This window comes from Paenibacillus sp. OAS669 (assembly GCF_014873645.1).
GTDB classification, from domain to species: Bacteria; Bacillota; Bacilli; order Paenibacillales; family NBRC-103111; genus Paenibacillus_S; species Paenibacillus_S vulneris.
The window spans coordinates 271,032-284,924 of record NZ_JADBDR010000005.1; the positions used below are offsets into that span (position 1 = coordinate 271,032).

Sequence of the window (13,893 nt, forward strand, 5' to 3'; positions counted from 1 at the left end):
TAGATAAACCTATGCGCATCTTGCTATGAAAAAGTATCATTCTCTGCTACAATGAAAAAAATCCCCTGCAATGTGGGTGAGACTGTCCACGCAAATTGGGGTCTTGGCTTCGAAGCTGCTTCAGCGTCTTTGCTTGGAGCCCATTAAATCTATATTAAATCAAATTCCCGTTAGCGGGATAAACCTAGCATGGAAGTGACGTGAACCCTATGAGCGAAACGGTATCCTTCACCTATGGTGCGGAAGAAGGCGATTTCTATATTCAGCATATCAAGCGTACGGAGCCTTTCGAGCGGACCAACCATTTTCACGGTACCTACGAAATTTATTACTTGTTATCCGGGCAGCGGACCTACTTTATTAAAGACCGCTCCTATTTGATTTCTCCGGGTGACCTCGTGTTTATCAACAAGCATGATGTCCATAAAACGTCGGATGTCGGACAGCCCGGGCATGAAAGAATTGTTATCAATTTCAGCGACGATTTTATCGGTACGGACCATCCTTTCTACCATCCGTCGTTATTGGGCGTCTATCAGCAGTCGGCTCATGTGCTGAGTCTCAATCTACAGGATCAAATCTTTGTACAGACGATTATGAACAAGCTCACCAAGGAGCTTAAGGAGAAGCAGACCGGCTATGAAACCTACATCAAGCTTCTGCTGGTAGAACTGCTGCTGTTCTCCAGCCGTTATGCGGAGCGTCACGAAGCCGTGCCCTTCGAGCATGCGAGCCCGCTGCACAAAAAAATATCCGAAATCGTCCAGCACATTAACGCCCATTATCAGGAGCCCATGACCTTATCCGGTATCTCGGAGCTGTTCTATATGAGCCCCTATTATATGAGCCGGGCCTTCAAAGAGATTACAGGCTTCACCTTCATCGAATATGTCAATATGACACGCATACGGGAGGCGCAGAAGCTGCTTAGGGAGTCGAACCGCAAAATCATAGACATTGCCGACAGCGTCGGATTCGAGAACATCGCTCACTTTGGCCGCATGTTTAAAAAGTTGACGAAGCTTACTCCGCACGAGTACCGCAAGCAGCAGCGCTAACCGCGGCCTTCTGCTGATTTGGAGCCGTTGAACCGGCGGAAGCCCCAACGAAGGGCATAAGGCACGAAGAATAATATAAACAAAATGCGGAACATTTGATAAGCAACGACCATGGATACATCAGCCCCGATCAGGGAGGCCGTGACCCCCATCTCGGTCATCCCGCCTGGCGAAGTACTGAGAAACCCGGTTATCACGGATATCGGGTGAACCATGCTTATCGCATACGATAGGCCTAGCGAAAATGCGACAACCGCTATGCTGCCTGCGATAGAGTATGGCAGCAGCTTCCTCCAATTGGACAGGCCGCTTAATTTGATCCCGAGGCCCATATAAATGCCAAGGCTCCATTGCGCCAGCAACGTGAATAAGGACGGCAAATGAGGCAGATCACACCCTGTTACGGTTAATATCCCTGCTGCTATAATTGGCCCCAGAAAAAAAGGGGTCGGAAATTTCAGCTTAAGAGCAAGCCAAGCCGAAGCGGCCACGACGGCGACAACGAGAACAAACCACATCGGTCTTGCAGCGGCATCTTGCATCCAATGCAGGAGCGAGTCGATAATGCTGCTGTTCCCGCCCCCTTGCTTGCTCAATCCTGACGCAGCGTCTGTTTGAATTCCGTCAGCCAGTCCGTGTACTGCGAGAAATGGAACGGTAAAAATCACCGTCAACAGCCGTATCGTCTGCATAAACGCTACGACCGTCGTCTCTGCCCCATCAATCTCTTCGCTTAACACAACCATTTGCGACAAGCCTCCCGGGATACTGCCGATCGCGCTGCTTGCCATACTGATCCCGGTATGCCGCGATGTAATATAAGCAGCGGCCAGGCTAAAAGCAATGGTTAATGCGGTTGCCATCAGCATCGTAGGCAGCTGCGACGAAATTTGTTTGGCACTCTCTAACGTGAAGGTAAGTCCCATGCCGTACCCTAACACCGCCAGGCCCGCATTTCGGAGTCCGGCAGGCCACGTCATCCTGCGGCGGGTGAATGCCGTCCACAGCAGAACAGCTGTCAGCGGGCCAAGCATCCAGCTTAGCGGGACGTGAAGCAGTGTAAACAGCAGTCCCCCGATAAATGTGACAAGGAGTGTTTCCACTATCCGATTCATGATGATGTCCTCCCTAGTGTGACAAAGAAAAACGACCTATTGAGGTCGTGAGTCTGCTGAAAAACCTTTGAGGATGCAAATATGTACGTGCTACTCCGGTGGAATATCCCCTTCCAGCCGCTGTTGTTCTTGGGAAAATTTGATTTTAATCGTGCGATAGCGGTATTTTCCCAAGAACAAAGGCGGTCGCTATCGCTCCTACAGGGGATACTCCACCTCCACCCATCTGCCATATTCTAAACCATTAAAGGTTCCTCAACAGCCTGACGAGCTGTTAGGTCGTGTTTCCTTTCTTAATCTTTAATACCGGGCATTCGTTCCTCCAAGCGTTGTATCAATTCACCGTATACATCGCGAAGCTCAGCAAGAGTAAGAAGCTCCGGTGTGTTTGAACGTTCTTCCTCGGAATGCTGGTTCAAGACACCGTCCATCCCGTTATAATTAAATTTCAGGTCCTTATACGTCTGATCCAGCTTCTCCAAAATGACGCCAATTAACGTTGAATACTGTTCCATATCCTTCACCAGCTCTACCTGTTATTTTACTCGGCATCCCGCTCAATAATGTCCACCTTTTGAATCTTGACCGATTCAATAGGATGACTTCTTTCGCCATAGCCCGATGCCTTCACAGGAGTTCCTGCTATGGTCAGCACCGTGTCCATCCCATCCGTAATTTTTCCGAAAATCGTATAGTTCGGGTATTGGTTCAAGCTTTTGCTGTCTTCTCCTGTACAAATAAAGAACTGGCTGCCGTTCGTGTTAGGGCCTGCGTTGGCCATAGCAACGATGCCTGGCTCGTACTTGTACGGAGTGTTCAGCTCGTCGGCAAACTTGTAGCCTGGACCGCCCGTTCCAGTGCCTGTAGGGTCTCCTGTTTGAATCATGAACGATTCAATAACACGGTGAAACTCAACATCCTCATAAAAGCCGTCTCTCGCCAAAAATACGAAGTTATTGACCGTCAAAGGCGCCGTTTTCGGAAACAGCTCCATCGTAAAATCGCCTTTGCTCGTATGGATGACAGCCTCATAGGTTTTGTTCACATCGATGGACATTTCCGGAGCTTTATCGTATTTCTTGTGATTTTCCTGTTCATCTGCTTTAGTTTCGTTAGGTACAGCGTTTTGCTCAACGGCCTTGGTCTCTTCAGGCACAGCCGTTACAATACCTGCATCACCAACACTTACAAAATGAACAATGCCGGCAATGATCATGAAAATTGCTAAAAAGCCTTGACCCATTCTCGCATTCTCCTTACTAGAATAAATTTCATAGATATACAAAGTATATACGATTTATTTTCACAAAAAAAGCGCAGGGCCGCTTATTCAAGCAGATCCCCGCACTCTTTTGAAAAAGGAAACAATTAGAACTGAACCAAGTTAGCTACTTGAACCGGAAGTCCGGTTTTGATGGAATGATTGCCGGCAATACCGGTCAGGATGGACATTGCGCCATCTACGTGTGAAGCCGCACGGTTGAAGCGGTCCGGTGCTTTTTCGCCGAACAAGTCGTTCAGCAGCACAGGGTCTCCGCCGCCATGCCCGCCTTTCGTTTCTTCCACCTTCACTTCGTAAGGAGCGTCAAACATCGGGAATACCGTAATTTTCTTCCCTTTAACCGCACCTTCCAGCGCCTGCTCGCCGCCGGAATTGACATACGATGCTTCAACCACGTTCATTTCGATACGGCCTTTGCTGCCGTTGAAGCACACGCGGAAGCCTTCCCATGGAGCATAAGCATACAAGGAATAAGTCAGAATCGCGTTGTTGCGGTATTTCACCATAACGCCCATAGTATCCTCAATGTTGATTCCGTCTCCGAATACGCTTTGATCGCGGTAGTAGCCGTCTTCCTTCTCGGCATCCAGGTACATGGCTTTCAAATTCTCATTTTGCTCCAGGTGCAGCGCGAACGGATCGTTCTTGGCGTATTCGCTGCCGTGTGCACGGGAATAAAACTCGGTTACGCCGCGTTTCTCGGCATTTTCACGTCCGTAGAACATGAGGTCGCCCAACGCAAAGACAGTCTTAGGCTGTGTGCCCAGCCAGAAGTTAACCAGATCGAAGTGATGCGTCGATTTGTGAACGAGCAAGCCGCCGCTGTTGCGTTTGTCACGGTGCCAACGACGGAAATAATCGGCGCCATGCTTCGTATTAAGCAGCCATTCAAAGTGTACGGAGTGAACATCACCGATCGTGCCGTCCATAATGAGCTCACGGATTTTTGTGTTGTGCGGAGAATAACGGTAATTAAATGTTACGCGCAGGTTACGGCCGGTTCTTTTCACCGCATCCAGGATCTCCTGGCACTTCACTTCATCCACTGTCATCGGCTTCTCAGTAATAACATCACATCCGAGCTCCATGGCGCGGATAATATAAGTATGGTGTGTCCGGTCAACCGTAGTAACGATGACAATATCCGGTTTGGTCTCTTCGATCATGCGGTCGAAATCTTGCGATTTATAAGTAGGAATCGGACCTACGCCGAACGGCTCCAATTTTTGGTTGGCAACATTCATCCGAGTCTGGTTGATGTCGCAGAAAGCAACGAGCTCAGATGTTTCTTTAAAATCGCGGGCAATGGATGTGTAGAAAAATCCCGCTCTACCTCCGGTTCCCACGAGTGCATAACGTTTACGGCTTGACATCTATATTTCCTCCCTTGTCTGTGTTATTGTGAGTATAGCGCAATAAATATTCGAAAACAGCACAGAAATTGCTTACATTAAATATTTTTCAACTTATATTGCACAATCTCCAAAACATCGCGGCAGGGAGGTCCTTTATCTATGAAACATCCCCTACTTCCTAATACGCCGAAGCCGGCGCCCAAGCCGTTTTCCTTCGTAGCCGAGAAGGACGGCTTTCATCTGGATCATTCCATTCGTACGGATACGTTCAACATGCATCAGAACCATTCCCATGATTCATATGAAATCTATTATATGCGGGCGGGTGAACGGTATTATTTCATCAAAGACCGGTCTTATCATGTGAAAAAGGGGGATCTGGTCCTTATTCAGCCCAATGTGCTCCATAAAACGATGGTAGCCAATTCCCCCCATCATGAGCGGATCTTGATTAATTTCAAATCCTACTTCATGGAACCGATGTACCGTTCGGTACTGGAGGATTTGTTCGACGTGTTCGGAGAGGGGCCGGTTCTACATCCCGATGCAAGAGAGCTTATTATGATCGAATCCATCATGGAAAAATTGCTGAGGGAGCGAAGACAAACCGATTACGGCACGGAAGGCTACGTCCGGCTCTTGTTAAGCGAGCTGCTGCTGTTGATCTACCGGCATATCCAGCATTCGGACAGCAAAGCCAGAACCTCGGAGCATCCGACCACGCTTCACCGCAAGGTATCTGATATCGTGAAATATATTAATGAGCATTTCCGGGAGCCGATGTCATTGAAGGCGTTGTCCGGCCATTTTCACATCAGCCCTTATTATTTGTGCCGCATTTATAAAGAAGTAACCGGATTCGGCGTCATCGAATACGTTAACAGCCTGCGGGTTCAAGAAGCCCAGAAGCTGCTCAAATCGACCAGGCTGTCCGTTACGGACATTACCGAGCAGGTCGGCTTCGACAGCAGCACGCATTTCGGGCGGATCTTCAAATCGGCTTGCGGCATGTCTCCTTTGCAGTACCGCAAGTGGGCGGGGAAGTAAAGAGGGCGCAGCCGTGGGGCTGTGATTTTTGAGAAACAAGTACGCTCGAAATATTGCTAAGAAGCTACAGTGGGGTATGCCCCTCCAGCCGCTGTTGAAACCCGTGAAATTTCGATTCTATTTTTTTGTATTTTCACGGGTTTCAAAGGCGGACGTAAACTCCTCCGAGGCATACCCCACTTCCCTTTTAGCATATTTCTCAAAAAATTAGTTTCTCAAAAATCAAAGGACACAGCTAAGTGGGGCTGCGTCCTTTTATGGAGTAGATTAGATAAGATGCTCCGGATTTAACGATTCCAGCTCCGGAATAACGAATTTGCCGTCCTTACGAATCAGCACATCGTCGAAATAAATGTCCCCGCCGCCGAATTCCGGCCGCTGGATCAGCACCATGTCCCAATGAACGGAGGAGCGGTTGCCGTTATCCGCCTCCTCGTAAGCGTTCCCCGGCGTGAAGTGAATGCTTCCGTCGATTTTTTCATCGAACAAAATATCCTTCATAGGATGCTTGATGTACGGATTGACTCCAATGGCGAATTCGCCTATGTATCTTGCCCCTTCATCGGTATCCAAAATTTCATTCAGCTTCTTCGTATTGTTGCTTGTCGCTTCCACGATTTTACCGTTCTCGAAGCGGAGCACCACATTTTCGAAGGAGGTTCCCTGATAGATCGTCGGGGTGTTGTAAGACAACGTGCCGTTCACAGAATCTTTCACAGGCGCAGTGAACACCTCGCCGTCCGGAATATTGTTTTTGCCTGCGCAGGGAATAGCCGGTATGTCCTTGATAGAGAAGGTCAGGTCCGTCCCTTGAGCAACCAGTCTTACTTTGTCCGTCCGGTTCATCAGACTCACCAGAGACTCCATCGCTTTCCCCATTTTGCTGTAATCCAAATTACATACCTCAAAATAAAAATCCTCGAACGCCTCGGTGCTCGTGTTCGCCAGCTGAGCCATAGACGGATTAGGGTAGCGCATGACTGTCCATTTGGTATGATTCACGCGCTGATCCGTTACCGGGCGCTGATATTCCGTCACGTACAGCTTCATTTGCGCATCCGGCACGTCGGAGGTTTCCGTAATGTTGTCTCCGCTGCGGACTCCAATGTAAGCTTGCATCTGCTTCATCCGGTTCAGCTCCAGCTCCCTTAGCGTTTCATATTGCGCCTTCGTGCCATGAAGCATCAGGCTCCGAGTAACCGCCGGGTCGCGAAGCTCTATAAACGGATGCCCGCCGACAGCATGGACTTCCTCAATCAAGCATTTGGTCAATTCCTGATCCTTGATTCCTATCATCTCAATCAAAATATTTTCGCCCGGCTGAAAGTTCACGGAATATCGAATTAAGTTGCTTGCCAGCACTTTTAATCTAGGGTCTCTCATTGCTTATTCTCTCTCCTTATCGGTTCATCGGACAATGGGGCAAACCATGCGGAAAACGTACAGCTCTTACTGATTTTATGGCAGCCCTCCCTTATCAATGTAACCAATTTTGATTGAAACATCAAACGATTATCAGACATCACGGTAATATGAAAAAAAGCCCACTCCCGATGACCGCATCGGAAAGTGGGCCTGGAACCAAGACACTGCATCCATGTCCCTGTGAGATTAGATCCAATGCTGAATTGCGTGCTCATAGCTCAGCAGCTCTTCAGGCTTAAAGAACACGGCGATCTCCCGCTCCGCGCTTTCCGGCGAATCGGAGCCATGAATAACATTGCTTTCCGTTCGGACCGCATAATCTCCACGGATCGTTCCAGGGGCCGCCTCCATCGGTCTAGTCTTCCCCATCATGGCTCTGGACAGGGCGACGATCTGCTCTCCCTGCCACACCATAGCGAACACAGGGCCTGATGTAATGAAGTCTACCAGCTCTCCGTAAAAAGGTTTACTGGCATGCTCCGCATAATGAACCTGAGCCTGCTCCTTGCTTATATGCATCAGCTTGGCTCCAATTAGCTGGAACCCTTTGTCCTCAAAGCGTTGAACAATTGCACCGATCAAGCCGCGCTGTACCCCATCGGGTTTGACCATTAAAAATGTTTTTTCCAACTGGCTGCACCTCATCCCGCCGTCATCGTTACTAAATGGATTATCCATTATTACCCATTTACCCCTTTATTATAATGACGATCTCTTAAAAAGGTTATGATGCGGTTTGATCAAGCTGTGAGGAGGTTCTATCCGAAGGGTTCCCCAAGGCAATAGCCGCCTGTGCGGCCGCAATACGGGCAAGCGGTACCCGATATGGAGAACAGCTAACGTAATCAAGCCCCTCCGCATGGCAGAAGAAGATCGATTCCTTGTCGCCCCCATGCTCGCCGCAAATGCCGGTTTTCAGCTGTGATTTAACGGATTTGCCCTGGGTAACGGCCCAGCTGATCAGCGTTCCGACGCCTTCCTGATCGAGTACCTGGAACGGGTTGTTGGGCAAAAGCTTGCTTTCCACATAATGCGTAAGGAACTTGCCTTCCGCATCGTCCCGGCTGTATCCAAGCGTCATCTGGGTCAGATCGTTCGTACCGAAGGAGAAGAAGTCTGCATGCCTGGCAATCGCCCCGGCAGTAATAGCCGCCCGCGGCACCTCGATCATCGTGCCTACTCTATACTTTATCGCGCTCCATCTGGTGCCCAGTACCTCGGCCGCCTTGCGATCCACCAGCTCGCGTATGATTTTCAGCTCACTGTCATGCCCTACCAGCGGAATCATAATGTCCGGCTGAACATCGACGTTATCGTCCAGACATTGGATGGCTGCACGAAAAATCGCTTCGGCCTGCATCTCGTAGATTTCGGGATAAAGGAGCCCCAGCCGGCAGCCGCGAGTTCCCAGCATCGGGTTCATTTCATGCAGGCTCCTGACCTTCCTCAGCATTCGTTCCACCCGCTTCAGCTCCTCGCCATCACCGGTTGGCTGCTGTGATAATAGAGAATGCCGGATGGCGAGCTCCTCCAAATTAGGTAAAAATTCGTGCAGCGGCGGATCCAGCAGGCGAATCGTGACCGGCAATCCGTCCATCGCGCGGAAAATGCCTTCGAAATCGCTTTGCTGCATAGGCAGCAGCTCACGAAGGGCGGCAGCCCGTTCCTCCGGCTGCTCAGCCAGGATCATGCCGCGGACCACAGGTATCCGCTCCGGCGACATGAACATATGCTCCGTGCGGCATAGGCCGATGCCCTCCGCACCGAAGCCGCGAGCCTTGCCGGCATCCTCCGGCGTGTCCGCGTTCGTATAGACCTGCAGGCGGCGGATCTCATCCGCCCACGCCAGCAGCTCTTCAAGCTCCGCGGTCAGCTCCGGCTCGCGCAGCTGCACCACCCCGCGAATGACGCGCCCTGTGGCGCCGTCAATCGAGATCCACTCGCCTTCGGCTATCGTCGCCGTCACCTTGTCGGCGGCGGCAACATCGAAGGCGCGATCGCGCAGCCGGATGGGCTCGCAGCCGCATACGCACGGCTTGCCCATCCCGCGGGCTACGACCGCCGCGTGGCTGGTCATCCCGCCGCGGCTCGTAAGCACGCCCTCGGCAGTGAGCACGCCGTGGATATCCTCGGGCGTCGTCTCCGAACGCACGAGGATCACCCTCTTCCCGGCGCGCGACCAGGCTTCCGCCGTATCGGCGTCGAAGACGGCTTGCCCTGCAGCCGCTCCGGGGGATGCCGGAAGGCCTGAAGCCAGCACCTCCATGGGCGATGAGGAATCAATAGCGCGGTGCAGCAATTGATCCAGATGGAACGGTTCGATCCGTTGCAGGGCTTCTTCTTTGGAAATGGTGCCTTCCTTCACAAACCCGACCGCGAGCTTTACAGCCGCCTGGGCGGTTCGTTTGCCGTTCCGGGTTTGCAGGAAAAACAGCTTGCCTTTTTCTACCGTAAATTCAATGTCCTGCATGTCCCGGTAATGCTGCTCCAGCTTCCTTGCCGCCGATACAAGCTGTTCGTAAGCCTGCGGCAGCTCCTCCTCCAGCTTGCTGATCGGCATCGGTGTCCGGACTCCAGCCACAACGTCCTCTCCCTGGGCATTCATCAGGAACTCCCCATACAGCTCATGCCCGCCTGTGGAAGGATTGCGTGTAAATACAACCCCTGTACCGCAGTCCGTTCCCCTATTGCCAAATACCATGGATTGCACATTGACCGCTGTTCCCTGCTCATCGGGAATTTGGTGAAGACGGCGGTAGATTTGCGCGCGCTGATTGTTCCACGAGCGAAATACCGCTTCTACAGCCAGCTGGAGCTGCTCCTTCACTTGTTGGGGAAAGGAGCGTCCCGCATGCTTCACCATAACGGATTTATATTCATCGATCAGCGCTTTCCAGCCATCGGCCGTCACTTGGTGATCTTGTTCGAAGCCTTGCTGCTGCTTCATGCGCTCCAGAAGAAAATCGAAATGATAGCCTTCCATGTCGAATACCACATTACCGAACATCTGAATCAGCCGTCGATAGCAATCATAGGCGAATCGCGCATCACCGGTAGAGCGGGCAAGTCCTTCCACCGTATCGTCGTTCAAGCCGAGATTCAAAATGGTGTCCATCATCCCCGGCATGGAGGTAACGGAGCCCGAACGGACGGATACTAGCAGCGGCCGCGATGGATCACCGAAGCGCTCTCCCTTGGCATCCTCCAGCTCCTTCATAGCCGAAAGCACTTCCTCAAACAGACCTTCCGGAAGTCTGAGGCCGGCCGCATAATAAGCCCGGCAAACATCGGTCGTGATTGTAAAGCCTGGAGGCACTGGCAATCCGACCCGCGTCATCTCGGCCAGATTAGCACCTTTACCGCCTAATAAATGCTTCATACTTGCATCCCCTTGCCCAAAAGACATCACCCTTGCCATTGGCAGTTCCCCCTGTCCTAATATGTAAAGCCGAATGTGGAATGAAGTGGAATAATTCTAATGAGATTACGATATCATACACACTATTTAAAAACAATAGTGCGTTATAATTCGAATTTTTGCCCGATTTAAAAGGCAATTTATTGACCATTAGTTCATTCTACTTCGTTTTTATCCACCAATAGCAAACTTTGAGCAATTCTTTCCGATGAGGATGAGTTGAATCAACGTTTTGAACAGGAACAAAAAAGGACCCCCATGGACTCCCATAAGTCCATCAAGATCCCTTGCCCTTTGCGCTCATTACGGGCAGCGCAGCAAGCTCGTCCCTGCCCATTATTTCCCGGCTACCGGTTCAAACCATACATCGCGAAACGATACCCAGCCAAGTGCATTCAAAGCTACGCCTCTTAAAGAGGGATGATAATAAGTTCTTTGCCGCCAATGGTACATGAAATAAACGGCGGCGTTTTTTTTCACCAATTGCTCCAGCTGGTTAATCCACTCCATATGCCCCTCGGACCCACACTCCGATTCATGGCTGTATAGCTGATGGATGATCTGCTTCAGCTCTCCGAACAGCTCATCGCTAAGATGTCTTCGGACAAAGCTGTTTTCGGCAAGAAACAGCTCCAATATGGAGAGGACTAAATCGTCATCGAGAATAATGACATAGAAGCATAAATGACTTTTCTCTACAGCCTCTATTCGCTGCCGGTAGTCATCGCCGAAGATGTTCAGCTCCACGCGGATGCCCATTGTTCCCAGCATCCTTTGAATTGCCTCCGCCTCACCAAGGTTCGCCTTTGAGACGGCCAGACGGATCATTTCCCCTTGATAACCGCTTTCCTGGAGAAGCCGCTTTGCAAGCTCCGGGTTGTACAGCGTATCCTGCTGAGATACATGCTCACGAGGAACAAACCAGTCCGCCAAATAAGCGTCTTCAGGTGAGGGTAACAGCTCACTCCTGCTGCGGTCTATTCCATGAATAACGGCTTGGCGGAAGCTGAGCTGCTGCTGGGGTCCCTTCAGCTTCAGATTAAAGGTCAGCATTTTACTGCAGCCATCGGATCTTATCTCCACATTGGTCTTCTGCTCTTGCGATTCCTCTCCGGACTGGGTGCGGATGCGATACATCGTCCGTTCTATCCAGTTCGCCTTGCACTCCACTTCCGGCGTGTACCATATTTCAATCCGGTCGAGATGGGCTCTTTTATCAAAATAACGCGCGAAGGCTTCACACACCAGCATATTGTTATCATGCTGCACCACCTGGAACGGTCCCGTACCGACAGGTGTGCGTTGAAATGCATCCCCCAAGGAGAGGACCAAATCTTCCGGAACGACGGAAGCCCTATCAAAGCTTAGGCAGTGCAGGAACAGCGCATTTGGCCGCGACAAACGGATTCTGACGGCATATCGGGCACACACTTCAATCTTGTCAACGCACTCAAACATCCAACGATAAGGACTGTCAATCTCTTCACAGCGGATTCGGTCCAATGTGAATTTCACATCAAGCGCCGTCATTTCCCTTCCATGGTGGAACAGCACGCCTTTGCGCAGGTAGAACATCCAATCCGTTCCCGTCTCATTGCGGGTCCAGTAATGCGCCAGATGCGGCTCAATGGTTTTCGTCTGCCGGTTATAACGAACCAGGTTATCAAAAATTTGTTTGGCCATATGCGATTCTACAACAAAGGTGATAAAGGGCGGATCCAGACATTGAATCGGTTTATTATAGGGAATGCGAAGCGTATCCGTCCTATCCTCTTCATTCCCTTCCGGACGATAACCGAAGTGGCTGTCCAGCCAGAATACGAACTGATCTCTCAGTGTCGGCAAGTAGCCGTGCTCGTCAATACAAGCGAAAGCTTTCTGCAAATCGCCTTTTCTTACATGATCCTGTGCCATCTGCAGAACTAGCGACTCACAGGTCATCCTGAATACGATTCTCGACCGATGCCCTCTCCCTCTCCCCGGAAGCCACTGTATCCATTTATGCTCCTCCATTTTTTTTAAAATTAAATTCACGTTCCGGCTCGAGCAATGCAGCCATTCTGTCAATTGGGGCAGAGTGATCTCGATTTCTTCCTTATCCTGCGCGCTCGGGAGATGCTTTCGAAGAGTCAGGTAGTAGTACTCCAGCATAGAACATCCTCCTGAAATAAAAGATGAAGAATACAATCGACATTCTACACTTTTTATTCATCTTTATCCAGCTATAATCATTAACAAAAGGAGTGAAGAAAACATGATGAATGTATTCGAGCTTGAATGGCAGATGAAAGAACGTCAGGGAGAAATGGAGAGAACCAGCCGGAGCCGCTATCGTTGGCGGGCGCAGGTTTCCATGATGGAGTGGCTGATAAGCACAGCAGTTATAAGTTTGGCGGCGGGATTGCTATAAGGAGGGAAAACGATGAACATGGAAAAAGCCGGTATTCGAGGCATATCCCCGTTTACCGGCGCATGGTTTATCATCATTTAAGACAGCAGCTTCAAAAACTCCCGCATAAATCCCGGCAAATCAGGCCATGCGTGACCGGAGACCAGATTCCTGTCCACATGCAGCGTTTCGGAAGCATAGGTCGCTCCCAGCTGCTCCACATCGAAGCGGCATGCTGTATAGGCCGTCATTGTGCGTCCTTCGAACACAGATTTGTCCTTTAACGCCCCGAACACTAATGCTGCATGGCAAATCGCTCCGACAGGCTTATTCGTCTCCAGGAAATGAGTCAGAATGCGAGGTACATGCTCGTCCAGACGAATATATTCGGGCGCTCTTCCGCCAGGAATAATTAAGCCGTCAAACTGGGATGGGTCCACTTCCGAGAAGGAGATGTGGGAATCAAGCTGATAGCCCGGCTTCTCCGTATACGTATCCCAGCCTTCAAAATCATGCACAACGGTACGCAGCGTCTTCTTCGTCGGCGAGGCGATAACGGCTTCATAGCCAGCCTCCACCACGCGATAATACGGATAATACACTTCAAGCGCTTCTACGGCATCGCCGGTGATGATAAGAATTTTTTTGGACAACGGAATCCCTCCCGTATTGGTTTGTACTCCATTTCATTGTGAAGCATGTCCCAACAATTGTAAACGGGTGGAAAATAGCGAAAGATGTAGAAACCTTGTCGCAACGTATCAAGAAATTGTTTTATACCCTACCCATACCGATCTCTTGAAA

The 13,893-nt window shown here is 50.4% G+C and carries 12 protein-coding genes; 3 read left to right on the plus strand and 9 right to left on the minus strand.

Going from position 1 to position 13,893, the window contains the following annotated elements; translation table 11 throughout:
• Positions 1–209 precede the first annotated feature (209 nt).
• Positions 210–1,058 carry a helix-turn-helix domain-containing protein gene (locus GGC63_RS13715; protein WP_079910114.1) on the plus strand — a complete coding sequence of 283 codons (849 nt, stop codon included), beginning with the start codon at positions 210–212 and terminating at the stop codon, positions 1,056–1,058.
• Here the strand turns inward: GGC63_RS13715 and GGC63_RS13720 are convergent.
• From GGC63_RS13720 to GGC63_RS13735, 4 genes are all read right to left on the minus strand, one after another.
• Positions 1,055–2,173, minus strand: a complete 1,119-nt coding sequence (locus GGC63_RS13720; protein WP_192702796.1) for an AbrB family transcriptional regulator — start codon at positions 2,171–2,173, stop codon at positions 1,055–1,057. The genes GGC63_RS13715 and GGC63_RS13720 overlap by 4 nt on opposite strands.
• A 293-nt stretch (positions 2,174–2,466) precedes the next feature.
• Positions 2,467–2,688: a hypothetical protein gene (locus GGC63_RS13725; RefSeq protein ID WP_192702797.1), complete on the minus strand. Its 222-nt coding sequence runs from the start codon at positions 2,686–2,688 to the stop codon at positions 2,467–2,469.
• Between the two features lie 26 nt (positions 2,689–2,714).
• Entirely contained in the window at positions 2,715–3,416 is a 702-nt protein-coding gene (locus GGC63_RS13730) for a peptidylprolyl isomerase (protein WP_192702798.1), read from the minus strand.
• A gap of 125 nt (positions 3,417–3,541) precedes the next feature.
• Positions 3,542–4,828 carry a Gfo/Idh/MocA family oxidoreductase gene (locus GGC63_RS13735; RefSeq protein ID WP_192702799.1) on the minus strand — a complete coding sequence of 429 codons (1,287 nt, stop codon included), beginning with the start codon at positions 4,826–4,828 and terminating at the stop codon, positions 3,542–3,544.
• 141 nt (positions 4,829–4,969) lie between these two features.
• Here GGC63_RS13735 and GGC63_RS13740 point away from each other — a divergent pair, with 141 nt between their 5' ends.
• Positions 4,970–5,857 carry an AraC family transcriptional regulator gene (locus tag GGC63_RS13740; RefSeq protein ID WP_079910110.1) on the plus strand — a complete coding sequence of 296 codons (888 nt, stop codon included), beginning with the start codon at positions 4,970–4,972 and terminating at the stop codon, positions 5,855–5,857.
• A 267-nt stretch (positions 5,858–6,124) separates the two neighbouring features.
• Here the strand turns inward: GGC63_RS13740 and GGC63_RS13745 are convergent, their stop codons facing one another.
• The 4 genes from GGC63_RS13745 to GGC63_RS13760 form a co-directional block, all read right to left on the minus strand.
• Positions 6,125–7,240, minus strand: a complete 1,116-nt coding sequence (locus GGC63_RS13745) for an aminopeptidase (RefSeq protein ID WP_192702800.1) — start codon at positions 7,238–7,240, stop codon at positions 6,125–6,127.
• A gap of 228 nt (positions 7,241–7,468) precedes the next feature.
• Positions 7,469–7,912, minus strand: coding sequence for a nucleoside-diphosphate kinase (ndk, locus tag GGC63_RS13750; RefSeq protein WP_192702801.1), 444 nt, complete (start codon positions 7,910–7,912; stop codon positions 7,469–7,471).
• 94 nt (positions 7,913–8,006) lie between these two features.
• The gene (ppdK, locus tag GGC63_RS13755; RefSeq protein WP_192702802.1) at positions 8,007–10,700 is read right to left on the minus strand and encodes a pyruvate, phosphate dikinase; all 2,694 of its coding nucleotides are present in this window, start codon (positions 10,698–10,700) and stop codon (positions 8,007–8,009) included.
• A gap of 336 nt (positions 10,701–11,036) precedes the next feature.
• Positions 11,037–12,851, minus strand: coding sequence for an ABC transporter substrate-binding protein (locus tag GGC63_RS13760; RefSeq protein ID WP_192702803.1), 1,815 nt, complete (start codon positions 12,849–12,851; stop codon positions 11,037–11,039).
• 103 nt (positions 12,852–12,954) lie between these two features.
• Between GGC63_RS13760 and GGC63_RS13765 the strand changes: the two genes are divergently transcribed.
• The gene (locus GGC63_RS13765; protein ID WP_192702804.1) at positions 12,955–13,110 is read left to right on the plus strand and encodes a hypothetical protein; all 156 of its coding nucleotides are present in this window, start codon (positions 12,955–12,957) and stop codon (positions 13,108–13,110) included.
• A 77-nt stretch (positions 13,111–13,187) separates the two neighbouring features.
• On the opposite strand, the gene GGC63_RS13770 is transcribed toward GGC63_RS13765, so the two are convergent.
• Positions 13,188–13,742: a DJ-1/PfpI family protein gene (locus GGC63_RS13770; RefSeq protein ID WP_079910104.1), complete on the minus strand. Its 555-nt coding sequence runs from the start codon at positions 13,740–13,742 to the stop codon at positions 13,188–13,190.
• Positions 13,743–13,893: the final 151 nt, after the last annotated feature.

Excerpts from the sequence above, each read along its gene's own strand:
- GGC63_RS13725 (WP_192702797.1), bottom strand. The coding sequence starts at position 2,688 with ATGGAACAGTATTCAACGTTAATTGGCGTCATTTTGGAGAAGCTGGAT.
- GGC63_RS13720 (WP_192702796.1), bottom strand. The coding sequence starts at position 2,173 with ATGAATCGGATAGTGGAAACACTCCTTGTCACATTTATCGGGGGACTG.
- GGC63_RS13760 (WP_192702803.1), bottom strand. The coding sequence starts at position 12,851 with ATGCTGGAGTACTACTACCTGACTCTTCGAAAGCATCTCCCGAGCGCG.
- ppdK (WP_192702802.1), bottom strand. The coding sequence starts at position 10,700 with ATGGCAAGGGTGATGTCTTTTGGGCAAGGGGATGCAAGTATGAAGCAT.
- GGC63_RS13745 (WP_192702800.1), bottom strand. The coding sequence starts at position 7,240 with ATGAGAGACCCTAGATTAAAAGTGCTGGCAAGCAACTTAATTCGATAT.
- GGC63_RS13730 (WP_192702798.1), bottom strand. The coding sequence starts at position 3,416 with ATGGGTCAAGGCTTTTTAGCAATTTTCATGATCATTGCCGGCATTGTT.
- GGC63_RS13715 (WP_079910114.1), top strand. The coding sequence starts at position 210 with ATGAGCGAAACGGTATCCTTCACCTATGGTGCGGAAGAAGGCGATTTC.
- GGC63_RS13735 (WP_192702799.1), bottom strand. The coding sequence starts at position 4,828 with ATGTCAAGCCGTAAACGTTATGCACTCGTGGGAACCGGAGGTAGAGCG.
- GGC63_RS13765 (WP_192702804.1), top strand. The coding sequence starts at position 12,955 with ATGATGAATGTATTCGAGCTTGAATGGCAGATGAAAGAACGTCAGGGA.
- GGC63_RS13740 (WP_079910110.1), top strand. The coding sequence starts at position 4,970 with ATGAAACATCCCCTACTTCCTAATACGCCGAAGCCGGCGCCCAAGCCG.